Consider the following 21779-nt stretch of genomic DNA (forward strand, 5'->3'; position numbering starts at 1 on the left):
CACTCATAGAGAAAGTCGAGCCCGGGTTGAGCACTGCTCCCCGGGCTCGCTCCTATTCACGGCAGATCCGCCGGCAGTCGAGACCGAACCGACGCCGCGCATGAACAGCCAGTGCCATTGCCCGTCTGTCAGACAGGCCCATGCTCCCTTTTGTCTCTTCCGCGGGTGAGCCGCCCTTGGATGAGTCTGCTTCATGAGCTCCTGCTGACGCAGCTTTCGGTGCTGCGCACACTCTCTTCTGCCGGCTTTCTGCACACCGTGGAGGACGCTCATGGGGTGCATGATTTCCCATGTGCATGAGGGTCTATGCAGACGGTGTCCGGAGTTCGGATCGTCTTTTCCGCACTTCATGTGCTCCGCTGGCCGGCTTAGCTGCGCGCCCGATAGAGCTGTGACCGGTAGGTTTATCTCATTTGTGTGCGGTCGGCGGAACGTGCTGATGGTCATCGCGTATCCGCAACCCGGCCCACTGTACGGAACATCGCGTGCAACACTTACAATCGATTCATGTCATTGCACCCGAACCTACAGCCTCTGTTCGACACTGTGCTGCGCCGCAATCCCGGCGAGTCCGAGTTCCACCAGGCTGTCCACGAAGTCCTGCATTCGCTCGGTGCTGTCGTCGACAAGCATCCCGAGTTCCTCGCCCTTGCAGCCGTCGAGCGCCTCTGCGAGCCCGAACGGCAGATCATCTTCCGCGTTCCATGGGTCGATGACAATGGTGAAGTCCAGATCAATCGCGCCTACCGCGTTGAGTTCAACTCCGCCCTCGGCCCGTACAAGGGCGGCTTGCGGTTCCACCCGACGGTGAGCTCGGGCATCATCAAGTTCCTCGGCTTCGAGCAGACCTTCAAGAACGCGCTGACCGGCATGCCGATCGGCGGCGGCAAGGGCGGCTCCGACTTCGACCCCAAGGGAAAGTCGCGGCTGGAGATCATGCGGTTCTGCCAGTCCATGATGACCGAGCTCTACCGTCACATCGGCGAATACACCGACGTGCCGGCCGGCGACATCGGCGTCGGTGAACAGGAGATCGGCTTCCTCTTCGGACAGTTCAAGCGCATCACCAACCGCTACGAAGCAGGCGTGCTCACCGGCAAGGGCCTCGGTTACGGCGGCTCGATGGTCCGCACCGAAGCCACGGGCTTCGGCACCGTGTTCTTCGTGCGTGAAATGCTCAAGGAGACCAACCGGACGATCGAAGGCAAGTCCGTTGTCGTATCCGGCTCCGGCAACGTCGCCATCCACGCCGCGCAGAAGGCCCAGGAGCTCGGCGCCACCGTAATCGGCGTCTCCGACTCCTCCGGCTTCGTCCACGACCCCAAGGGCATGGACATCGCGCTGCTGAAGCAAGTCAAGCTCGTCGAAGGCGAACGCGTCGGCGAATACGCCAAGCGACGTGAGAGCGCACGCTTCGAAGAAGGCGGCAACGTCTGGTCGATCAAAACCGACGTGGCCCTGCCGTGCGCCACCCAGAACGAGCTCAACGGCGAATCCGCGCAGATGCTCGTCGACAACGGCGTGCGCGTCGTCGCCGAAGGCGCGAACATGCCCTGCACGCCCGAGGCTGTGCGGATCTTCCGCGACAACAAGGTGCTCTTCGGCCCCGGCAAAGCCGCCAACGCCGGCGGCGTGGCCACCAGCGCCCTGGAGATGCAGCAGAACGCTTCACGGGACAGCTGGGACTTCGACTACACCGAGCACAAGCTCGATGAGATCATGACCGGCATCCACGAACGCTGCGCCTCAGCCGCAGACGAATACGGCCAGCCCGGCGACCTCGTCACCGGAGCCAACATCGCAGGCTTCGTCCGCGTCGCCGACGCGATGCACAGCCTCGGCGTCGTCTGATGCTGCGCAGCGCGAAGCGCCGGTGCCCTGAGAGGCACCGGCGCTTTGTACATCTCAGCGCCCGGTGACGGTCCCGTAGTCGTCCTGCCAGCGCGCCAGCGGCCGCACGCCGACCGTCTCAGCACAGCTGCGCGCCTCGCCGACGACGAGCGTGTGCGTGGCAATCTCCAGACGGTTGGTGATCCGGCAGTCGAACACCGCAGCAGCACCGGCGATGTAGGGCACACCGGAAGGAGCCGCATGCGTCGGCACCGTATCGAGCACCCCATACAGCGGCTGACCGGGCTCACCGAGCCACTGGGCGACATTCTTCTGCTCAGCTGCCAGCACGCTGATCGTCATCGCCTCAGCGATCTCCAGGGACTCCATCATCCGGGAACCCGAGTAGATGCTCACCGCCATCGTCGGCGGATCATAGGAGACATCGAGGAACGAATCGACGGTGACCGCATGCGGCTGCCGACCCCGCAGACACGCCACCACCGCCACCGGTCGGACCATCTGCCCGGCGACCTGCCGGTAGGTGCGGATGAGGTCCTCGTCAGCCGGCGCCTCGGGCGCGGGGAAGAACGAGAGGGGTGCGTCACTGTCGGCCATGCCGATTAGTCTAGTCAGCGACCAGCGCTAGAATGGTGGCTATGTCCGACACGATGCCCGCAACAGGTGGCGCCGCCACGATCGAGCGCCAGACACAGGACCAGCTTGCTGAGCCCGGCGATCACGAGCGGTTCTCGCACTACGCGCCGAAGGCCAAGATCATGGAATCCATGGTCACCGGCACTCCGCTGATCGCGCTGTGCGGAAAAGTGTGGATCCCCACCCGCGATCCTGAGCGCTTCCCGGTCTGCCCGAAGTGCAAGGAGATCTACGAATCGATGCCTGAAGGACCGCAGGAGTAAATGTCGGGTCCGACACGGATCCCAGGAACTTCAGCAGCAGAACACCTCTCACCAGCCTTTCCCGAACGTGCCGCGTGGGGAACGGCGGGCAAACTGCGTGCCTGGCAGGCCGAAGCCCTGGAACGCTACTTCGATACAGAGCCGCGCGACTTCCTCACCGTCGCGACCCCGGGAGCCGGAAAGACGACCTTCGCCCTCCGACTGGCCGCCGAGCTGCTCGCCCAGCGCAAAGTCGACCGGATCACCGTCGTCGCCCCCACCGAGCACCTCAAGACCCAGTGGGCCGACGCCGCCTCGCGTGTCGGCATCCGCATCGACCCGAATTTCAAGAACTCGCAGGGCCGCCACGGCAAGGAATTCCACGGCGTGGCCGTCACCTACGCGCAGGTCGCGGCGAAACCGGTGCTGCACCACAACCGCACGGCGGCTGCCCGGACGCTCGTCATCCTCGATGAGATCCACCACGCCGGTGACGCCCTGTCCTGGGGCGATGCCGTGCGCGAGGCGTTCGGCCCGGCCCGGCGCAGGCTCGCCCTGACCGGCACGCCGTTCAGGTCCGATACCGCTGCGATCCCGTTCGTCGAATACGTCCCAGACGAGGAGGGCATCCGCACCTCGAAGGCCGACTACACCTACGGGTACGCGCAGGCGCTCAAGGACGGCGTCGTGCGTCCGGTCCTGTTCATGACCTACTCCGGTGAGATGCGCTGGCGCACCAAGGCCGGCGATGAGATGTCTGCCGTGCTTGGCGCTGAGGCGACGAAGGACATCCACGCCCAGGCCTGGCGCACCGCGCTCAACCCGAAGGGCGAGTGGGTTCCTGCCGTGCTCAAGGCCGCCGATCTGCGGCTGTCCGAGGTCCGCCGGAGCGTCCCCGACGCCGGCGGGCTCGTCATCGCCACCGACCAGGAGGTCGCCCGCGCCTATGCCAAGCAGCTGCGCGAGATCTGCGGCGAACCGGTCACCGTCGTCCTCTCCGATGAAGAGGGCGCTTCGAAGCGGATCGAGGAGTTCCAGAACTCCGAACGCCGGTGGATGGTCGCCGTGCGCATGGTCTCTGAAGGCGTCGATGTCCCGCGCCTGGCCGTAGGCGTGTATGCGACCTCGTCGTCGACGCCGCTGTTCTTCGCCCAGGCGATCGGCCGCTTCGTGCGGGCCCGCCGCCGCGGTGAGACCGCCTCGATCTTCCTGCCCTCGGTGCCGATCCTGCTGGCTTTGGCCAATCAGCTCGAGCTCCAGCGCGACCACGCACTCGACCGCCGGCCGGATCCCGGTGCCGAGGACGAGGTGGTGTTCGACGATGAGGCGCTCGCTGAGGCCAATGCCAGCGAATCTGCCTCCGATGATCTGCTCGGCTCCTATGAAGCCCTTGACTCGCAGGCCTCGTTCGACCGGGTGCTCTTCGACGGTGGTGAGTTCGGCTCCGGCGGCATGATCGGCTCTGAGGACGAACTCGACTTCATCGGCATCCCCGGTTTGCTCGAACCCGAACAGGTCACCGAACTGCTGCGCACCCGGCAAGCCGAGCAGACGAAGCGGCGCGCCCGCTCAGGGACGACGGACCAGACCGCGGTGCCGGCCGCGGAGCTGGCCGAGCACGATCACCGGCTGCTGAAGGAGGAACGCAGCAAGCTGCAGACGATGGTCGGCGCGTGGGCCAGGCGCACGGGCAAACCCCATGCCGCCATCCACGTCGACCTCCGCAAGGCCTGCGGGGGGCCGCCGGTCGCTGAGGCGAGCCGGAAGGAGATCCAGGCCCGCATCACCAAGCTGCAGGCCTGGTTCGTCGGCCGCCGCTGAAACGGGCCGCCGCTGAGTCGGGCCGGCGCTGAGTCGGGCCGCTGCTGCGCGGCCAGGGGCAGCGCAGCAGACCGGTACCTCGTCTCAGGCGCTGTAGAAGACAGTCGGGATCGCCGGCTCGCCGGCCTGCAGCCGGTGCGCGGTGCGCGGCAGCTCAGCCATCGAGGCGGCGTGACGCTCACGGGCACGCTGCACCCCCTCGGGGCCGGTGTAGGAATGGTCGATCTCTCCATCGGTGACCAGCGGCACCTGCAGCGGGCGGGCCTGAAGATCATCGGGCAGCTCCAGGCGCGGGATGCCGATGGCCTCCTCGACAGCGATCGTGCCATCGATGATCCGCGCGGCCTCCTTCATCCCACCGGTCGAGGATTTGCCGGTCGCCTTCTTCTGCACCGACACCCACTCACCGGCGTCATCGCTGTGGGCGACGAGCTTGTACACCAGGCTTGCCGTCGGGGCGCCGGAGCCGGTGACGACCCGGGTGCCGACACCATAGGCGTCGACCGGGGCGGCGGCCAGGCCGGCGATCGCATACTCATCGAGATCGCTCGTCACGGTGATGCGGGTGTTGATCGCACCGAGGGCGTCGAGCTTCTCGCGCACCTCGGCGGCCTGGATGCCGAGGTCACCGGAGTCGAGCCGGACTCCGCCGAGTTCGGTGCCGGCGACCTCGATGGCGGTCGTGAGCGCCTCGTCGACGTCATAGGTGTCGAGCAGCAGGATCGTGTCTGAGCCCAGCGACCGCACCTGGGCTTCGAAGGCCTCGCGCTCGGAGTCGTGGATGAGGGTGAAGGAGTGCGCGGCGGTGCCGACCGTCGTCAGCCCGTAGCGGCGCCCGGCCTCCAGGTTCGATGTCGAGGCGAAGCCTGCGACCACGGTCGCCCGCGCCGCGGCGACGGCCGACTGCTCGTGTGTGCGCCGTGAGCCCATGTCGACACATGGCCGGGAGCCGGCGACCCGGCTCATCCGGGAGGCTGCCGAGGCGACTGCGGAATCGTAGTTGAGAGCCGAGAGGATCATCGTCTCCAGCACCACCGCCTCGGCGAAGGTCGCCTCGACGCTCAACAGCGGCGAACCGGGGAAGTACACCTCGCCCTCGGCATAGCCGCGGATGTCGCCGGAGAACCGGAAATCAGCCAGCCAGTCCAGGGTCATCGAGTCGACCACCTTCGTCGATTCGAGGAACGTGAGCTCCTCGGACGTGAACGTGAAGTCGGCGAGCATCTCCAAGATCCGGCCGGTGCCGGCGACGATGCCGTAGCGGCGGCCGGCCGGCAGCCGGCGTCCGAAGGCTTCGAAGATGCTGCGGCGCTCAGCACGGCCCGAATCGAGCGTGGCCTGCAGCATGGTGAGTTCATAATGGTCGGTCAGCAGGGCTGTCGACGGGCGGAATGGGGCAGAACCCCGCGGAGAAGCCGGTGTGAGATCACTCATAGGAACGATGATAGGCCACTGCAGGATTACTGGGTGAACCATGAATTCGCCTACAGTGAAAGGCGTGATGTCAACCGGCGACTCATCCCAAGCGGTGATCGATCCCCAGGCTGAGACTCTGCATGAGGCTCGGCCGGATTCGCCGTGGGCATGCATCGTCATGAACGACCCGGTCAACCTCATGAGCTACGTGACATACGTCTTCCAGAGCTACTTCGGCTACTCGCGTGCGAAGTCCGAGAAGCTCATGCTCGAAGTCCACGAACTCGGCCGCAGCGTTGTGGCTACCGGCAGCCGCGAGCAGATGGAGCGCGACACCGCCGCCATGCACGGTTTCGGCCTGTGGGCGACCTGCCGGCCCGCCCCGACCAGTGGCGAGGTGTGAGCCCGGAGGGCCGCTGATGAAGATCCACTCGACTGCGCGCGCCTTCGCCGTGCTCGACCTGGAACCCGGCGAGAAGCACATCTTCCGCTCCCTGCTCTCCGACGTCGCCGTCATGCTCGGCGGCGAGGACGAACTCGATGCGCCCTCCGGTGAACCGGATGACTCCGCGCCCGAGGCGGGTGAACCGGATGACTCCGCGCCCGAGGTGGGTGAACCGGATGACTCAGCGCCCGAGGCGGGGGAGACCGGCGAGCAGGAAGTCACCGCCGATGACCTCGCCCGGCTGGTCGGCATCTCGAGCGCCGAACGGCCCGAGGATCCGGCCGTGCTGCGGCTGCTGCCCGACGTCGACGGCGATGATGCCAAACGATCTGCGGAGTTCCGCCGGCTGACCGAACACGACCTGCGCGAATCGAAGCTCGCCAACATCCGCATCGCCCTGTACGACCTGTCGCTGACCGGCCGGATCGAACTCGACGAAGCACACACCAGAGCCTGGTCGATGGCGCTCAACGACGTCAGGCTCGTGCTCGCCACCCGGATGAGCATGGCCAGCGAATCCGATGTCGAAGACCTCTATGCCCGCGAGGCCGCCGATGAGCTCGATGACCAGCAGGCCACGATGCTCACCGTCTACGACTTCCTCACCTGGGCGCAGGAACGCCTGACGACGATCCTGCTCTCGGGCCTCGGCACCGGCGCAGAGGACGAGGAGGACGCCTGATGGAGAAGGAACAACAGGCATGATGCGACTGACCGCAATCGGCACCTCGGGCTCCTTTGCCGGGCCCGCCTCGGCTGCCAGCTGCTACCTGCTGGAGGCAGCCGTCGACCACCGGGAGTACCGGGTCGTCATCGACCTGGGATCCGGGGCGCTCGGCGCGTTGCAGAACTACGTCGACCCCAGCAGCCTCGATGCCGTCGTGCTGTCCCACCTGCACCCGGACCACTGCCTCGATGTCACCGGCCTGTACGTCTACCGCAGTTACGACCCGAAGTACTTCAACTGCGGCGACGCCCACACCGACACCGGCGCGATCCGGGCCTCCCTGCCCGTCTGGGGACCGGCCGGCACAGACGAGCGGCTCGCTGCGGCCTACCACACCGAGCCGGGACTGAGCCCGGTGGCAGGGCAGTCGCACCCGACCGACCTGTCAACGATCTTCGCCTTCCACGACCTGACCCCCGGCGCTGCGTTCACGATCGGGCCGCTGACGATCACCGCGTTCCTCGTCGAGCACCCCGTCGAGGCCTATGCGCTGCGGATCGAAGACCAGGCCGGTCACGTCATCACCTACTCCGGTGACTCCGATGAGTGCGACAGTCTCGTCGAAGCCGCCCGCGGTGCCGACGTGTTCGTCTGCGAAGCCGCGTTCCAGGAGGACCGCGACGCCGCCCGCGGCATCCACCTCACCGGCCTGCGCGCCGGCCGGGTCGCCGATGCCGCCGAGGCGAAGAACCTCGTGCTCACCCACATCCCGCCGTGGACCGATGCCTGCATGGTCCGCGCCGAAGCCGCCGCCGAATTCTCCGGGCCGATCGAACTCGCCCGACCCGGCAACACCTGGCAGCTGTAGCCTGAAGACACACGGCCGCCCTGCCGAAGCGGCGGCCGCCCCGAACCGCCTCGCACAAGGAGATCCCATGACCCGTCCTGACGGCCGCGCCCATGACGAGCTGCGCGAGGTGCGCATCACCCGCGACTGGCTCACCCATGCCGAGGGCAGCGTGCTCATCGAGTTCGGCGACACCCGCGTGCTGTGCGCGGCCTCCCTGACCGAGGGCGTGCCCCGCTGGCTCAAGGGCTCCGGCCGCGGCTGGGTCACCGGCGAATACGCGATGCTGCCCCGGGCCACCCACGACCGCAGCCCGCGCGAATCCGTCAAGGGCAAGATCGGCGGACGCACCCACGAGATCTCCCGCCTCATCGGCCGCGCCCTGCGCGCGGTTGTCGATATGGACAAACTGGGGGAGAACACCATCCAGCTCGACTGCGACGTCCTCCAAGCAGACGGCGGCACCCGCACCGCAGCCATCACCGGCGCCTACGTCGCACTGGCCGATGCGATCGACACCGGACGCTCCCGCGGCTGGATCCCGGCCGCTGCCGAACCGCTGACCGACTCGATCGCGGCGATCAGCGTCGGCATCGTCGACGGAAAGCCGGCGCTCGACCTGCCGTATGTCGAGGACTCAGCAGCAGACACCGATATGAACGTCGTCATGACCGGCTCCGGCCGGTTCGTCGAGATCCAGGGCACGGCCGAACAGCAGGCCTTCGACCGCACCGAACTCGACACCCTGCTGAGCCTGGCAGAGACCGGCTGCGCGAAGCTGACCGAGCTGCAGCGCGAAGCCCTCGCACGCCCGCGCAGCTGACAGCCGCTGCTGACCGACTGATCGGTCGGCCGGCCGACCGATCGATCGACCCACTGACCGACAGGAGCGAGCATGTTCGAGCGAATCGTCATCGCCACCGGCAATGAGGGCAAGCGGAAGGAACTCGAAGAGATCCTGCGTGACGTCCTCGATCGGCCGGTCACCGTGCTCACCGCCGCTGACGTCGACCTGCCCAAGGTCGTCGAGGACGGGGTGACCTTCGCCGCCAACGCCGAGCTCAAGGCCCGCTCGGCAGCTGAGTACACCGGGCTGCCGGCGATCGCCGATGACTCCGGGCTGGCCGTCAACGTGCTCGGGGGCGCGCCGGGGATTTTCTCAGCCCGCTGGTCCGGCCGGCACGGCGACGACGTCGCCAACTACGAGCTGCTGCTCGCCCAGCTGGCCGATGTGCCCGATGAGCACCGGCAGGCCGCATTCTGCTGTGCCGCCGTGTTCATCGACCCGACCGAAGGTCCCGCGCCCGAGGCCGTGGTCGCCGAGGGCCGGATGACCGGGCGGCTCGGCCGGGAGCCGATCGGTGAGCAGGGCTTCGGCTACGACCCGATCTTCTACCCCGACGGTCACGACATCACCGCAGCCCAGCTCAGCGCAGGTGAGAAGAACGCGATCTCCCACCGGGGCAAGGCGCTGCGCAGCCTGGCTCAGCTGCTCGCCGCACGGTCTGACGGCAGCTGAGCATCGGCACGCCCTCCGGCTGGGCCGACCATCCCGGCCGGGTCAGCAGGATCTGCCGGATCATAGGCGAGCCGGCCGCGGGTGAGCGCGATCGCGATGAGCGCAAGCACGCTCGTGCCGAGTGCCGCCGGCCAGGTCGTGGCCGCGGCTGCGGTCAGCCCGCCGGCTGAGAGGATCGCCCAGTTCAGTCCGTTGTGCGCCAGGATCGCCAGCAGCAGTGAACCGCGCGAGCCGTTGAACACCCAGGAGATGACGACTGACAGGGCGAGGCTGAACATCAGGTAGGCGATGTCGTCGCCGAATCCGGCGCGGGCGGTGTCCCACTCGGCGGTCGCGAACAGCGGGGCATGCCAGAAGCAGTGGATGAGCCCGAGGATGATCGCGGCGGTGAGCGGATGATGCCGGTGCTGCAGCAGCGGCAGTGCGACGCCGCGCCGGCCCGGCTCCTCCTGCAGCGGCCCGCCGAGCAGGAACATGAGATAGCTGCTGAGGAGGAACACGAAGAGGAACCCGACGCTTGAGCCCGCCTCCGGATCCACACCGGAGACGAGCGCGTAGCCGATCCCGGCAGCCAGCGGAATCGCCACGAGGACAAGGGCGTACCAGCGGCCGCGCGCCCGGAACTGCACAAGTGAGGCCAGCAGGCGAGAAATCCCAGCACGACCGGACCGCACGCCGGTGACGACGAGGGCTGCGGCGAACGGGCTGCGAAGAGGCCGAGCTGATTCATGCCGGTCACGGCAGGAAACGGCAGCTCATAGGAAAGCGCGCCCACACCATTGCGGGCCAGCCACCATGGGCTCCACGCAATCCATGAACCGGCATAGGCCAGCACCGCGAACGCCAGGAGCGGGGACGAGCGAATCCAGGCTGACATCACGGGGGCCTGTCGACGTTGAGCAGTGTGAGTCGATCATATCCCGCATCTGCATTCGCAACGGTGGGGTGTCAGGCGACCGCCGCCTCGAGCGCGGGGTGTGGAGCAGGACACATTGCGAGACGATCTCTCAGCCGGCGCTGAGCGTCCGTTAAGGTGAATCCAGGCCCGCGGAGGCCGGTCACCACTGGACACAAGACTCGAGGGAAAAATGACGCGACGACTCACTGCATGGGCGGCAGCACTTGCCGCTGTCGTGCTCACCGCCGCCGGCTGCAGCGCAGGAGCCGGCACCAACGGCTCAGGCGGGGAGGAGAAGCGCACCGACATGGTCGTCGCGCACACTGCCGAGCCGGTCAATCTCGACTTCACCACCACCGGTGGTGCGGCGATTCCGCAGGCGCTGATGGAGAACGTCTACGAATCGCTCGTGCGCATCGACCAGGACGGCGAGCTCAAGCCCGCGCTCGCCGAATCGTGGGACGTCTCCGAGGACCGCAAGACCTACACCTTCCACCTGCAGGACGGTGTGACGTTCTCCAACGGCGACGAGCTGACCTCCGCAGATGTGAAGTTCTCTTATGAGCGCGTCAACTCCGATGCCTGGACCAACGGACTCAAAGCCAAGATGGCCGTCATCGACTCGATCGACACCCCCGACGACGCGACCGTCGAGATCACGCTGAGCGACCCCTCGAACGGGTGGCTGTACGATCTGGCCAGCGCCGTGGGCGCGGTGTTCAGCGAAGATGCCGTCGACGACCTGGCGAACACGGCTGTCGGCACCGGCCCGTATGAGGTGGAGTCCTTCACTCGCGGCCAGGAGATCGTCTACGCGGCTCGCGACGACTACTGGGGTGGTGCGCCGAATCTGGAGACGGTGACCTTCAAGTACTACAAAGACCCCGTCGCAGCCGTCAACGCCGTGAAGTCTGGCGAAGTCGACGTGCTCGCCAGCCTGCAGGCCCCCGAACTGGCCGGCGACTTCGAATCACCCGATGACTACCAGGTCGTCGAGGGCACCACGAACGGCGAAGTCGTGCTGTCGATGAACAACGCCGAGGGCATCTTCGCCGATAAGAAGGCCCGCGAGGCCGTCCTCTACGCCATCGACGAGCAGGCCATCCTCGACACCGCCTGGGGTGGCTACGGCACCCTCATCGGCGGGATGGTCCCGCCGACCGCCCCGTACTATGAGGACCTCACCGACGTGTACCCGCACGACCTCGACAAGGCCAAGGAGCTCGTCAAGGAAGCCGGCATCGAAGGCGAATCCTTCACCTACACCGTCCCCAACCTGCCGTATGCCACCGCCGTGGCCGACATCGTCGTCTCCCAGCTCGAAGAGGCAGGGCTCAAGCCGACGATCGAGACCCAAGAATTCCCGGCGGTGTGGCTGGAGAAGACCTTCACCAATCACGACTACGACATGTCGGTCATCAACCACGTCGAGGCCAACGACATGCTCACCGTGTTCAGCGACGGCTACTACACCGGCTATGACTACTCCCAGATCGAAGACGCCGCGAAGAAGGCCGACACCGGCACCGAGGAGGAGTACGTCGCAGGCATGAAGGACGTCGCCCGCACGATCACCGAGGACGCCGCGGCCGGGTTCCTGTTCCTGTTCCCCAACCTCATCGTCGCCGACGCCGGGGTCGAGGGACTGCCGGAGAACTTCGTCTCCGACTCCTTCCCGATCGCCACCCTGGCCTGGAAGTGACGCCCCCGGGGGGGGGGGGCCCCCCCCGGGCCCTGTCATCACTCGGTGCTGATGCCCTGTTCGTCGAAGTACTTCTTAGCACCCGGGTGCAGCTCGACATCACCGCGGCCGAGCAGAGCGTCCTCGGTCTTGATGAGCTTGCCCTGTGCCAGGGAGATGTCTCCGGCCTTCTCGTAGATCGCCTTCGTGATGCCGTAGGCATCCTCTTCGCTGACCTGGTTGGTCGAGGCGACGATCGTGGCGAACACGGTCACGGTCTGCACGTCGTCAGGAGCGAAGTCGTACGAGCCGCCCGGGATGACGTAGCTTTCGTACTGCGATTCGCCGGCGATCTGGTCGGCCTTGTCCTTGTCCAGCGGCAACAGCTTGACGTCAGCGTTGGCTGCCAGCTCCGACAGCGATGCTGCCGGGACGCCGAGGATCTCGATCGACGCGTCGATGTTGCCGTCCTGGAGCTTCGAGCGGGCATCGGCGAAGCTCTCTTCGAAGGGCTCGTAGTCGCCATCTTCGAAACCGTAGGCGTCGAGGATGAGCTTGGCGACGGCCGCAGTGCCCGAACCGGGGGCGCCGACGGCGATCTTCTTGCCCTTGAGGTCTTCGATCGACTCGAAGCCGCTGTCCTCCAGCGTGATGACCTGTGCGGCCTCGGGGTACAGCTGGCCGATCCAGCCGATGTTCTCCAGCGGCTGTCCGAGCTCTTCGAACTCGCCGGAGCCGCTCACAGCATCGTGGGCGGTGTTGTTCTGGGTGAATGCCAGCTGGGCTTCGCCCTTGGCGATGCGGCCGAGGTTGTCCACCGAGCCGTCGGTCTCCACAGCGTTGACCGTGAGGCCGTCGACTTCGTTCTGGAAGATGCGGGAGTACTCATTGCCCAGCGGGTAGTACACGCCTGCAGTGCCGCCGGTGGCGAAGGTGAGGTCCTGCGTGAAGTCCTCTGCCGGTTCGCCGCCGCCGTTGCCGCCACCGCCGCCGGTGCCGCCGCCGCATGCGCTCAGTACAAGTGCTGCAGCGGACATGATTGCCGCCGCGCGTCCTACGAGTCCGATCTTCATACCGGGTTCGCTCCTTCTGTGGTTTCCGTTTCTCACCTGCGGTGGTTACCGCTGCGGCCGGTGGGCCGCATGAGCTGTCAGGCGGCGGTGCAGCCCTGTGCTGCGTCCGCCGGATGCCAGTGGCTGCCGGACCGGCTGCTACCAGCTGGAGTCAACGTCGCCTCCTGCCTCAGCGACCACCTCGTCGATGGTCTGCTGTCGCCTGAGGGTGACCCAGGCCACTGCGCCGTCCTTCTCTCTGTATCCGTAGACGGCAGGCCGTGGCAAGGCGTTGTAGGAAAATGAGTTGGAAAAGTAATACGCGCCGACGTCGTGGATGGCGATGACATCGCCTTCGTGGATGAGCGGCAGCGTGCGCTGGTGGGCGATGATGTCGCCGGAGAAGCAGCAGGGTCCTGCAACGTCCTGGACGCAGATGTCGTCTTCGCGCTCCTCGCCTGTCGGGTCGAGGACGGTGACGCGCAGCGGCCAGGCGTTGGGCATGAAGATCGTGCGGGCGGCGACCTGCGCGCCGGCGTGGCAGACGGCGATCGGCCGGCCGCCGACGACCTTGGTCGATTCGACACGGGTGAGCATCGTGCCCGACTTGGCCAGCAGGGAGCGGCCGAACTCGGTGATGATGCCGTAGGTGCCGTCGAAGAGCTCGGGGACCTCGGCCTCGAGCGCGGCCCGGTAGTCGGCGAAGCTCGGGGTGTGGGCGTCGGAGTCGAAGTTGACCGGCAGCCCTCCGCCGATGTCGATGTGGGTGATCTGCTGGTGGCCGATCGCTGCGTGGATGTCGGCGACGAGGTCGACGACGGCGCGCACACCGGCGGCCATCGAGGACAGGGCCATGCCCTGGGAGCCGGAGTGTACGTGGACCTGGTTGAGCCATGGGCGAGCGGTATAGGCATCGATGATCGCCTGCCGGGAGCCTTCGTCGCGCAGCGGGATGCCGAACTTCGAGGTCGGGGTCGCGGTCGACATCTCCTCGATCTTGCCAGCACCCAGCTGCGGGTTGATGCGCACACCGATCCGGCCTTTGGGGGCTGCGCCGCCTAAGTGTTCGTCGATGCGGGCGAGTTCGGTGAAGTTGTCGAGGTTCATCGCCACGCCGAGGTCTAAGGCGGTGTCGATGTCATGGCGGGTCTTGGCCGGGGAGTCGAAGACGATCCGGTCGGGGGTGAACCCGGCCAGCTGCGCCATCTTGAGCTCACCGGGGCTGGCCACCTCGCAGCCGGCGCCGAGCTCGGCGAGGTGGCGCATCATCGGCACGAGCGTCACGGCCTTCGCAGCGACCGCGTGGGTAACCGGTGATGGGGAGTCGAAGGCCGCCTCGGCGGCGTGGAACAGCTCATCGAGGGTGTCGAGGTCGACCATGCCGATGATCGGGTAGTCGGCCGGGAGCATCTCCCGGGCCAAGGCGTCGGAGATCGCGGTCGCGCGCCGCTGAGCGTGGTGCACTGGGCTCCTTGTACGTCGGAGGTGGTGATCCCGGCGGCCGGTGACCGGCCGCTGGTGGAATCATCGTAACCTCTCGGGCAGCTGCCAGCTGCGGTTCAGGAATTCCGGTGGCTACAGTTCGCTAACGATTGGCGCCCCTGAGGGAGACGATTGCCGTCCCTATTGGAACAGCATGACGGGTTTGACGATGTCGACGTAGACGAGCAGCACCGTCATGCACAGCATGAGCCCGATGACGACGTAGGTCAGCGGCAGCAGCCGCGCGGTGTCGAAAGGTCCGATGATCCCGCGGCCGCGGGCCAGGTTGATGCGCCGGCGGGCTCCTTCGTAGAGCGCGACGGCGATGTGCCCGCCGTCAAGCGGCAGCAGCGGGATCATGTTGAACGCGAAGAGGAACAGGTTGAGCGAGCCGAGCAGCCCGAGGCCGGTGACGACCTTTCCGGTCACGTCGATCTGATCGGTTGAGACGATCTCGCCGGCGACCCGGCCGACGCCGACCATGCCCATGATGCCCTCAGGGTCGCGCTCCTGGTCGGTAGTGGCGACCTGGACGATATCGACGAGCTTGACCGGCAGGGTCGCCAGCGCGGTGAACGTCCGGCCGAGCGCCTGACCGATCTGGCCGGGGAATTCCGTCAGCGGGATCGGCCGGTACTCCCGGTTGGGGCCGATGCCGAGGAAGCCGACGGTCTCGGTGACGAGTTCGCCGCCGCCGTCGCGCTGGAGTTCGCCGCTGTCGGTGTAGACGGGCCGTTCGGCGGCGATGATCCTTGTGGGGATCGACACCTGCGCGCCGTCGCGTTCGACGACGATCTCGACTTCCTTCCCGGCCAGCCCGCGGACCTCAGTGGTGATGTCGTCCCAGGTGTCCATCGGCTTGCCGCCGATCGACAGGACCGTGTCGCCGGGGGCGATGCCGACCTCGGCGGCAGGGGTCGACTGGTCGCCGGGCAGGCAGCGCTCCTGGTCGGCCGGCGCGCGCTTAGCCATCTCGCTGGCCGGCACCGCGCATTCGGACACGGTCGACACGGTGGTGCCGAGAGTCGGCACGCCGACGCCGAGCAGCATGATGCCGAGGATGAGGATGCCCAGCAGCAGATTGACGAGCGGGCCTCCGAACATAACGGCGAGCCGCTTGGGCACTGAGAGGGCGTAGAAGGTCCGGTGCTCCTCGCCGGGTTCGATGAACTGGTTGGAGTAGTCGCGGGCATCGTCCATCGTGCGTTCGAACATCCGCGGCTTCCGGGTTGCCCTCCGGGCGGAAGCCGACCCGCCGGCGGAATCGGCGTGCGCGCCGATTCCGGCCAGCTCCCGGTCCTCGTGGCCTTCGATCGCCTCGGTGACGATGCCCGAGGCGTCGGTGGCTCCATGCGCCTGGTCGACGGTGGCGTGAGTGGCGTGCTTCGGCGGGTACATGCCCGGCATCGCGATGAATCCGCCCAGCGGCAGCGCCTTGATGCCGTATTCGGTCTCCCCGCGGCGGCGGGAGAACAGGGTCGGGCCGAAGCCGACCATGTAGTGGGTGACCTTGACGCCGAACTTCTTGGCCGGGATGAGGTGGCCGAGTTCGTGCAGGGCGATCGAGATGGACACCCCGATGAGGATGAGGACGATGCCCAGGGCGTAGAGCAGTCCGGTCATGCGCGGGCCTCCTGGGCAGCGGTGGAGTGCAGCCAGCTGGCGATGAACGCGCGTGCACTCCGGTCTGCTGCCAGCACCGTCTCCAGGGTCAGCTCGGTGGCCTCTCCCCCGCTCCCGAGGTGCTGGTCGAGGGCTGCAGCGATGCCCCTGGAGATCTGCGGGAAGGTGATCGTGCCTGCGTGGAAGGCGGCGACGAGCTCTTCGTTGGCGGCATTGTAGACCGCCGGTGTGGTCCCGCCGGCCCGGCCGGCCCGGACCGCCAATCGGAGTGCCGGGAAGTTCGCGTCATCGACCGGTTCGAAGGTCCAGGAGCTTGCAGCATCGAATGGCTCGGGTGCGGTGGCTCCTTTGATGCGGATGGTGGTGCCATCAGGCTCGGTGCCGAGTGCGTAGGCGATCGGCAGCTTCATATCCGGCGGTGAGACCTGGGCGATGGTCGAGCCGTCGACGAACTCGACCATCGAGTGGATGCGGCTCTGCGGGTGCACGACGGCAGTGATGCGGTCGTAGTCGATGCCGAAGAGCAGATGAGCTTCGATGACCTCCAGACCCTTGTTCACCAGGGTCGCGGAGTTCGTCGTGATGACGGTGCCCATGTTCCACGTCGGATGGGCGAGCGCCTGTTCGGGGGTGACGGCTGCCAGCTCGTCAGCGCTCATCCCGCGGAAGGGACCTCCGGAGGCGGTGATGATGAGCCGGGCGACCTCCTCGCGGCGGCCGGCGCGCAGCGCCTGCGCGATCGCCGAGTGCTCGCTGTCGACGGGGATGAGCTGGGCTGCGTTCTCCTCAGCGGTGCGCAGCACGAGCTCACCGCCGATGATAAGGGACTCCTTGTTCGCCAGCGCGACATCGGTGCCGGCTTGGAGGGCAGCCAGCGTCGACGTCAGACCGGCAGCACCGGTGACAGCGTTGAGCACGACATCGGCGGGTTCGGATGCCAACCGGGCCGACGCCTCGGGACCGGTGAAGATCGTCTCGACTGCCACCTGCGCGCCGAGCTGCTCAGCGCGTTCCTCCAGCAGCCGACTGACCTGGGCTTCTCCCCCGGGAGGCGGGGTGGCGATGGCCAGTGCGCGGGCCTCGGTGCGGATCGCCTGGTCGACTGCGGCGTCGATATTGGCTCCGGCTCCGATGCCGGTGACGGCGAATCTGGCGGGGTTGGCGGCGATGACTTCGAGGGCCTGGGTGCCGACCGAGCCAGTGGCCCCCAGTACAATGACGTTACGTACCTTCACGGTGACAGATCATCTCATTGTTTTCTTAGAACGCGATGACACGTGCGCTTACTGATGCCCCACGAGGAGAGGAACTCGACGATGAGCACAACCATGACCCCTGACGAGATTCTGGCGATCGATTCGGTCTTCGAGAAGGAGGACCTCGAGTGGGCGGGCATCGTCCGCAAGTGGCTGGATGAGAACGTCCGGGAGAAGATCGGCGACTGGTACCTCGAAGGCACGATCCCGGCCCGTGAGCTGGCTGAGGGTCTCGGTGAGCTCGGTGTCCTCGGCATGCACCTGGAGGGCTACGGCTGCGGTGGTGCGACCGCCACCCAGTACGGTCTGGCCTGCCGTGAGCTCGAAGCCGTCGATTCGGGTCTGCGTTCGCTGGTGAGCGTGCAGGGCTCGCTGGCGATGTTCGCCATCCACAACTGGGGTTCTGAAGAGCAGAAGGAAGAATGGCTGCCGCAGATGGCCGAGGGCAAGAAGCTCGGCTGCTTCGGCCTGACCGAACCGGATGTCGGTTCGGACCCGGCTGGCATGAAGACCCGCGCGACCAAGGACGGCTCCGATTGGATCCTCAACGGCGCGAAGATGTGGATCACCAACTCCCCGGTCTCCGATGTCTGCGTCGTGTGGGCCAAGACCGAAGAAGAGGATGAGAAGGGCCGCCCGGTTGTCCGCGGTTTCGTCGTCCCCACCGACACCCCGGGTGTCGAGGTGCCCGAGGTCAAGCGCAAGCTGTCGCTGCGCGCCTCGATCACCGGTGAGATCGTCCTCGACAACGTCCGCCTGCCGGAATCGGCGATGCTGCCGAAGGCCAAGGGGCTCAAGGGACCGCTGTCCTGCCTGTCCGAGGCCCGCTACGGCATCGTCTTCGGCGTCACCGGTGCTGCCCGTGACTCGATCCTCTCCGCACTGGAGTACACCGGCACCCGCATCCAGTTCAACCGTCCGCTGTCGTCGTTCCAGATCACTCAGCAGAAGCTGGCGAAGGCCTTCGGCCAGTACTCGTCGATCACGCTGCTGGCTGCTCACCTGGGCAAGCTCAAGGACACCGTCGGTGTGCGGCCGGAGCAGATCTCCCTGGGCAAGATGGTCAACGTCGACACCGCGATGAACATCGCCCGCGACCTGCGCGCCACCTTCGGCGGTTCGGGCATCACGAGCGAATACTCGCCGCTGCGCCACGCCATCAACCTCGAAACCGTCCTCACCTACGAGGGCACCCACGAGGTGCACCAGCTCACCCTCGGCCGTGCGCTGACCGGCATCAACGCCTTCGCCAACTACGAGGGCTGATCAGCTGACTGGCTTCACGGCCCCGGTTACTCCGCGCGAGTTACCGGGGCCGTTGTCGTTTCGACAGGAGCGGGTGAGGTTCTCGCGAACTGACACCGCAGGGATGCGCATTGTTCCGCGTATTGCGGGAGGGAGAGATCGGAAGAGGGAGTTTCCACGATGTCAGTGACGAAGACCTGCGCGCCATGAAGTTCTGGCCGCGCGTCAGGCATATGTGGGTTGTGTCAGTTGAACGCGACACGCCGACTTGCGGAGGTACGGTGCGGGCGTTGAGCCGTTCCAAGAATGCCAACCTCTACGCTGAGCAGCTCGATCTACCAGAGGGCGAAGCAACTCGCGACTGCTCATCCACGTTCCGATATACGCGTGAGCCGGGTGCCTATCAGCTGGTGGTCCGCCGATCACATCGTGACCGCCGGGTTGGCACCACCCAGCTCATGTGCCATACCGTCGGCTTGGTTCGACGGCTGATGCCTGCTTACCGCGGGCGGCTTCGTTATGAGGATCGAAGGCCGTACCCGGCGTTTCCGCTCAACCCGGCGCGCCGTCCTGGCGCTGCCTGCCGACGGCCATGCCGCAGGCGATGAGCATGAGCACGATGACGAGCACGATCTCCAGCGCCTGCCGGCTGGTTGAGAGCGCGGCGGAGAGGACGAGCGGGATGAGCAGTCCGCTGGTCCGAGAGGCGATGCCCATGCCTGCGAAGCAGGCCCACGGGTGCACTGCGCTGAGACTGGCCATGCGCGTGTTGAGGGATGAGGTGACGATCGCGGAGCTGATGAGCGGTCCGGTGAGGATGATGCCGGTGATGACGGCCCAGTTCTGCTCGATCCATAGTGCCCCGGAGATCCCGATCAGGGCGAGCAGCACCGCGGCGGCGAACTCGCGGTTGGTCCGGCGCATCGAGCCGTGGCCGAAGGCGGTCGCCGTTGCCATGGCGATGAGTTCGCGCACGACGAGACCGACGCCGATCGCGGCACCGAACTCCGGCAGGGCGAGCGGGAAGATCGAACTCGTCGTGATGAAGATGACCGGCAGTGCTGAGGCCGACAGCGCCCCGCGGGCCATGATCGATGACCGGCCGATCGCTGCGACCGAATACACGATGGTGCGCAGCAGCGGCACCCGCTGGGTGACGTGCCGGTCGCGGCTGGGCCCGGGCAACCACCAGGAGGCGATGAGGATGCCGAGCCCGGTGGTGGCGACGATGATGAACAGCACCCGCGGCTGTTCAGCAGCCAGCGCCCACGTGATGAACAGGCCAGTGCTCCGCCGCGCTGGATGAAGACGTTGATGCGCTGACCGTCGGCCTGCCGCTCCCCGAGCATCGACGCGTAGTGGGCGAGAGCGGGAATGTAGATGAGGCTGGAGCAGCAGGCATACAGCGTGCCGAAGATGACGATCCACCAGCCGGAGCCGGCGATGAGCAGCCCGATGGTGATGAGCAGGATGAGGACACCGGAGGTGCCGATGACCTGCCGGAGTCCGTAGCGCTCGATCGCCGAGGCGGCCGGTGAGTCGAGCAGGATGCCCAGGCCCATGTAGATGGTCACCGTCAGCGAGGCCAGCCCGAGGTTCGGTGCCATGACGGCCAGGCCGGTGAGCATGAAGGAGTGGAAGCCGAAGTAGGTGCAGATGACGATGACGATCGCCCAATAGCGGCGCGCTCGTCGCGCCAGCTTCCGTCTGTCGATCGCCATATGGCTTACGGTAACACCGGGATCAAGGCCGTTCCGGACGCCTGTGATCGGCGGCACAGAGCCGATCGCGGCCCTTTACACCGACGGTCTTGCCGCCGGCTGCCGGGCCGGGTATCGCTCAGCGGCTGAGGAACATCTCCACCGCATTGAGGCTCTCCGCGGCACTCAGGCTCACCCCGTCAAGCCGCAGCACTTCGCGGCCGGGTCCGATCTCTGCGGCGGCGGCATGCTTGAACGCTGATTCCTTCATCAGCCCCCCGGCGTCAAGCGGTTTGCTCTCCGGTCCGTCGGCGAGCAGCTCGGTGCCTTCGAAGTGCGACCAGATCTTGCGGGTCCCGGTGTGCATGCCGGCCTTCGCTGCAGTCTGAGCGGCGGCGTCGCCGTTGCCGCTGGGCTCATCCTCGGCTGCCGGCTGGTCTGGCTGGTCGACGCCGTCAGCCGGCCGGAGCACGGGAGCGGTCTTCTTCTCCCCCGGCTTCAGGCCCTTGGACCCGAGGACCACGCAGCTGCCCAGCCTGAGGGCGGCGAGCATCGCGAGGATGAGGGTGACCGGGCGCAGTCCGTCGTCGATGACGAGGAACGGCGGGGCCGGTTCGTGGACGGCGCGCAGGATGCCGGCGAACTTCGCCACCCGGTCGAGGGCGTCCTCATACGTCAGCGACACCTCGGCGTCGGCGAAGAAGATCTCGTCAGCCCGCCCTGCGACGATCGGGTAGTCGAGCAGCTCGAAGACGGGGTTGAAGGTGCCCTTGTCCTTCGGCGAGTTCGTGCCCGGCTTGCGGAACCAGTGCAGCTGTTCAGTCGACACTGGCCATGACCTCGACGACCCGGTCGATGAACGCGTCGACCTGGTCCTCGTCGTAGGCGCGGGTGCCCTTGCGGGTGCGGAAGAGCACGCGGCGGACCTCGTCAACACTCATCGGCTTGCCCTGGGTGAAGTAGCCGTTGATGCGGTCGCACAGGTCGTCGACCTCTTCGACGTCGTAGCCGATCTGGCCCTTCTCCGGGTGGTTGAACCGCTCTCCGTACTCACGGGCGAGCCGGCCGCGCAGCGAGCTGGCGGCGCGGGTGAGCTCCTTGACCCAGGCGTCCTCACCGGAGCTGGAGATGAGCCGGTCGCGGCTGCGTTTGGCGAAGGCGTCTTCGAGCCGGTCGAGGGCGGCGTCGACGACGCCGACGTGGTAGCCGTTGCGCACCAGGTCGAAGCCGACGGTGCGCACCGCACGCGCATCGAGATCGCCGGGCTGCGGCGTGTCGGATTCGAAGGATTCGCGGGCCCGCTTGAAGAAGCTGTCGACCTGTGCGGGGTCGTACCCGTTCTTCCAACCCGACATCCTGGGGAAGTTCGTCTCCACGTCGCTCTCCTTGTGAATGCTG

General features: G+C 66.8%; 20 protein-coding genes. 10 read left to right on the plus strand and 10 right to left on the minus strand.

Features of this window, described 5'->3' with window-relative positions; all coding sequences use genetic code 11:
• Window positions 1-513: 513 nt before the first annotated feature.
• Entirely contained in the window at window positions 514-1851 is a 1338-nt protein-coding gene (gene gdhA / locus M3B11_RS09700) for an NADP-specific glutamate dehydrogenase (RefSeq protein WP_259877314.1), read from the plus strand.
• Window positions 1852-1905: 54 nt separating this feature from the next.
• Here the strand turns inward: gdhA and M3B11_RS09705 are convergent, their stop codons facing one another.
• Window positions 1906-2448, minus strand: coding sequence for a flavin reductase family protein (locus M3B11_RS09705; RefSeq protein WP_259877284.1), 543 nt, complete (start codon window positions 2446-2448; stop codon window positions 1906-1908).
• A gap of 41 nt (window positions 2449-2489) precedes the next feature.
• Here M3B11_RS09705 and M3B11_RS09710 point away from each other — a divergent pair, with 41 nt between their 5' ends.
• On the plus strand, window positions 2490-2750 hold the full coding sequence (locus tag M3B11_RS09710; RefSeq protein ID WP_165883404.1) for a DUF3039 domain-containing protein: 261 nt from the start codon (window positions 2490-2492) through the stop codon (window positions 2748-2750).
• Window positions 2751-4550, plus strand: coding sequence for a DEAD/DEAH box helicase (locus M3B11_RS09715; RefSeq protein ID WP_259877285.1), 1800 nt, complete (start codon window positions 2751-2753; stop codon window positions 4548-4550). It abuts the gene before it with no gap.
• 84 nt (window positions 4551-4634) lie between these two features.
• On the opposite strand, the gene M3B11_RS09720 is transcribed toward M3B11_RS09715, so the two are convergent.
• Window positions 4635-5984, minus strand: a complete 1350-nt coding sequence (locus tag M3B11_RS09720) for a nicotinate phosphoribosyltransferase (protein ID WP_259877286.1) — start codon at window positions 5982-5984, stop codon at window positions 4635-4637.
• A gap of 67 nt (window positions 5985-6051) precedes the next feature.
• On the opposite strand from M3B11_RS09720, the gene clpS reads away from it, so the two are divergent.
• The 5 genes from clpS to rdgB all read left to right on the plus strand — a co-directional run bounded on the left by clpS (window position 6052) and on the right by rdgB (window position 9444).
• A complete protein-coding gene (gene clpS, locus M3B11_RS09725) occupies window positions 6052-6369 on the plus strand; it encodes an ATP-dependent Clp protease adapter ClpS (protein WP_259877315.1) in 318 nt (105 codons plus the stop codon).
• Between the two features lie 16 nt (window positions 6370-6385).
• Window positions 6386-7093 carry a DUF2017 family protein gene (locus M3B11_RS09730; protein ID WP_259877287.1) on the plus strand — a complete coding sequence of 236 codons (708 nt, stop codon included), beginning with the start codon at window positions 6386-6388 and terminating at the stop codon, window positions 7091-7093.
• Between the two features lie 19 nt (window positions 7094-7112).
• A complete protein-coding gene (locus M3B11_RS09735) occupies window positions 7113-7946 on the plus strand; it encodes an MBL fold metallo-hydrolase (protein ID WP_311197796.1) in 834 nt (277 codons plus the stop codon).
• A 67-nt stretch (window positions 7947-8013) separates the two neighbouring features.
• Window positions 8014-8748, plus strand: a complete 735-nt coding sequence (rph, locus tag M3B11_RS09740) for a ribonuclease PH (RefSeq protein ID WP_165883399.1) — start codon at window positions 8014-8016, stop codon at window positions 8746-8748.
• 72 nt (window positions 8749-8820) lie between these two features.
• Window positions 8821-9444: an RdgB/HAM1 family non-canonical purine NTP pyrophosphatase gene (rdgB, locus tag M3B11_RS09745; protein ID WP_259877288.1), complete on the plus strand. Its 624-nt coding sequence runs from the start codon at window positions 8821-8823 to the stop codon at window positions 9442-9444.
• Here the strand turns inward: rdgB and M3B11_RS09750 are convergent.
• A complete protein-coding gene (locus M3B11_RS09750) occupies window positions 9411-10031 on the minus strand; it encodes a CPBP family intramembrane glutamic endopeptidase (RefSeq protein ID WP_259877289.1) in 621 nt (206 codons plus the stop codon). The genes rdgB and M3B11_RS09750 overlap by 34 nt on opposite strands.
• A 501-nt stretch (window positions 10032-10532) precedes the next feature.
• Here M3B11_RS09750 and M3B11_RS09755 point away from each other — a divergent pair.
• Complete coding sequence (locus M3B11_RS09755) at window positions 10533-12044, plus strand: ABC transporter substrate-binding protein (RefSeq protein WP_259877290.1); 1512 nt, start codon at window positions 10533-10535, stop codon at window positions 12042-12044.
• A 38-nt stretch (window positions 12045-12082) separates the two neighbouring features.
• On the opposite strand, the gene M3B11_RS09760 is transcribed toward M3B11_RS09755, so the two are convergent.
• The 4 genes from M3B11_RS09760 to dxr all read right to left on the minus strand — a co-directional run bounded on the left by M3B11_RS09760 (window position 12083) and on the right by dxr (window position 17415).
• Window positions 12083-13096, minus strand: a complete 1014-nt coding sequence (locus tag M3B11_RS09760) for a TAXI family TRAP transporter solute-binding subunit (protein ID WP_170273435.1) — start codon at window positions 13094-13096, stop codon at window positions 12083-12085.
• A 138-nt stretch (window positions 13097-13234) separates the two neighbouring features.
• Window positions 13235-14539, minus strand: coding sequence for a diaminopimelate decarboxylase (locus M3B11_RS09765; protein WP_259877291.1), 1305 nt, complete (start codon window positions 14537-14539; stop codon window positions 13235-13237).
• A gap of 159 nt (window positions 14540-14698) precedes the next feature.
• Window positions 14699-16180, minus strand: coding sequence for an RIP metalloprotease (locus M3B11_RS09770; protein WP_259877292.1), 1482 nt, complete (start codon window positions 16178-16180; stop codon window positions 14699-14701).
• Complete coding sequence (gene dxr, locus M3B11_RS09775; protein ID WP_259877293.1) at window positions 16177-17415, minus strand: 1-deoxy-D-xylulose-5-phosphate reductoisomerase; 1239 nt, start codon at window positions 17413-17415, stop codon at window positions 16177-16179. Before dxr ends, M3B11_RS09770 begins: the two co-directional genes overlap by 4 nt.
• A gap of 81 nt (window positions 17416-17496) precedes the next feature.
• Here dxr and M3B11_RS09780 point away from each other — a divergent pair, with 81 nt between their 5' ends.
• The gene (locus M3B11_RS09780) at window positions 17497-18702 is read left to right on the plus strand and encodes an acyl-CoA dehydrogenase family protein (protein WP_259877294.1); all 1206 of its coding nucleotides are present in this window, start codon (window positions 17497-17499) and stop codon (window positions 18700-18702) included.
• Between the two features lie 531 nt (window positions 18703-19233).
• Here the strand turns inward: M3B11_RS09780 and M3B11_RS09785 are convergent.
• From M3B11_RS09785 to M3B11_RS09795, 3 genes are all read right to left on the minus strand, one after another.
• On the minus strand, window positions 19234-19923 hold the full coding sequence (locus tag M3B11_RS09785; RefSeq protein WP_259877295.1) for a hypothetical protein: 690 nt from the start codon (window positions 19921-19923) through the stop codon (window positions 19234-19236).
• A 597-nt stretch (window positions 19924-20520) separates the two neighbouring features.
• A complete protein-coding gene (locus tag M3B11_RS09790; RefSeq protein WP_259877296.1) occupies window positions 20521-21210 on the minus strand; it encodes a hypothetical protein in 690 nt (229 codons plus the stop codon).
• Entirely contained in the window at window positions 21200-21757 is a 558-nt protein-coding gene (locus tag M3B11_RS09795) for a DivIVA domain-containing protein (protein WP_175292852.1), read from the minus strand. The genes M3B11_RS09790 and M3B11_RS09795 overlap by 11 nt, the downstream gene beginning before the upstream one ends.
• Window positions 21758-21779: the final 22 nt, after the last annotated feature.

This window comes from Brevibacterium sp. p3-SID960 (assembly GCF_025144725.1).
GTDB lineage: Bacteria > Actinomycetota > Actinomycetes > Actinomycetales > Brevibacteriaceae > Brevibacterium.

Coding starts and splice junctions, on each gene's coding strand:
- M3B11_RS09705 (WP_259877284.1), bottom strand. CDS start 2,448: ATGGCCGACAGTGACGCACCCCTCTCGTTCTTCCCCGCGCCCGAGGCG.
- M3B11_RS09710 (WP_165883404.1), top strand. CDS start 2,490: ATGTCCGACACGATGCCCGCAACAGGTGGCGCCGCCACGATCGAGCGC.
- M3B11_RS09715 (WP_259877285.1), top strand. CDS start 2,751: ATGTCGGGTCCGACACGGATCCCAGGAACTTCAGCAGCAGAACACCTC.
- M3B11_RS09720 (WP_259877286.1), bottom strand. CDS start 5,984: ATGAGTGATCTCACACCGGCTTCTCCGCGGGGTTCTGCCCCATTCCGC.
- clpS (WP_259877315.1), top strand. CDS start 6,052: ATGTCAACCGGCGACTCATCCCAAGCGGTGATCGATCCCCAGGCTGAG.
- M3B11_RS09730 (WP_259877287.1), top strand. CDS start 6,386: ATGAAGATCCACTCGACTGCGCGCGCCTTCGCCGTGCTCGACCTGGAA.
- M3B11_RS09735 (WP_311197796.1), top strand. CDS start 7,113: ATGATGCGACTGACCGCAATCGGCACCTCGGGCTCCTTTGCCGGGCCC.
- rph (WP_165883399.1), top strand. CDS start 8,014: ATGACCCGTCCTGACGGCCGCGCCCATGACGAGCTGCGCGAGGTGCGC.
- rdgB (WP_259877288.1), top strand. CDS start 8,821: ATGTTCGAGCGAATCGTCATCGCCACCGGCAATGAGGGCAAGCGGAAG.
- M3B11_RS09755 (WP_259877290.1), top strand. CDS start 10,533: ATGACGCGACGACTCACTGCATGGGCGGCAGCACTTGCCGCTGTCGTG.
- M3B11_RS09760 (WP_170273435.1), bottom strand. CDS start 13,096: ATGAAGATCGGACTCGTAGGACGCGCGGCGGCAATCATGTCCGCTGCA.
- M3B11_RS09770 (WP_259877292.1), bottom strand. CDS start 16,180: ATGACCGGACTGCTCTACGCCCTGGGCATCGTCCTCATCCTCATCGGG.
- M3B11_RS09780 (WP_259877294.1), top strand. CDS start 17,497: ATGAGCACAACCATGACCCCTGACGAGATTCTGGCGATCGATTCGGTC.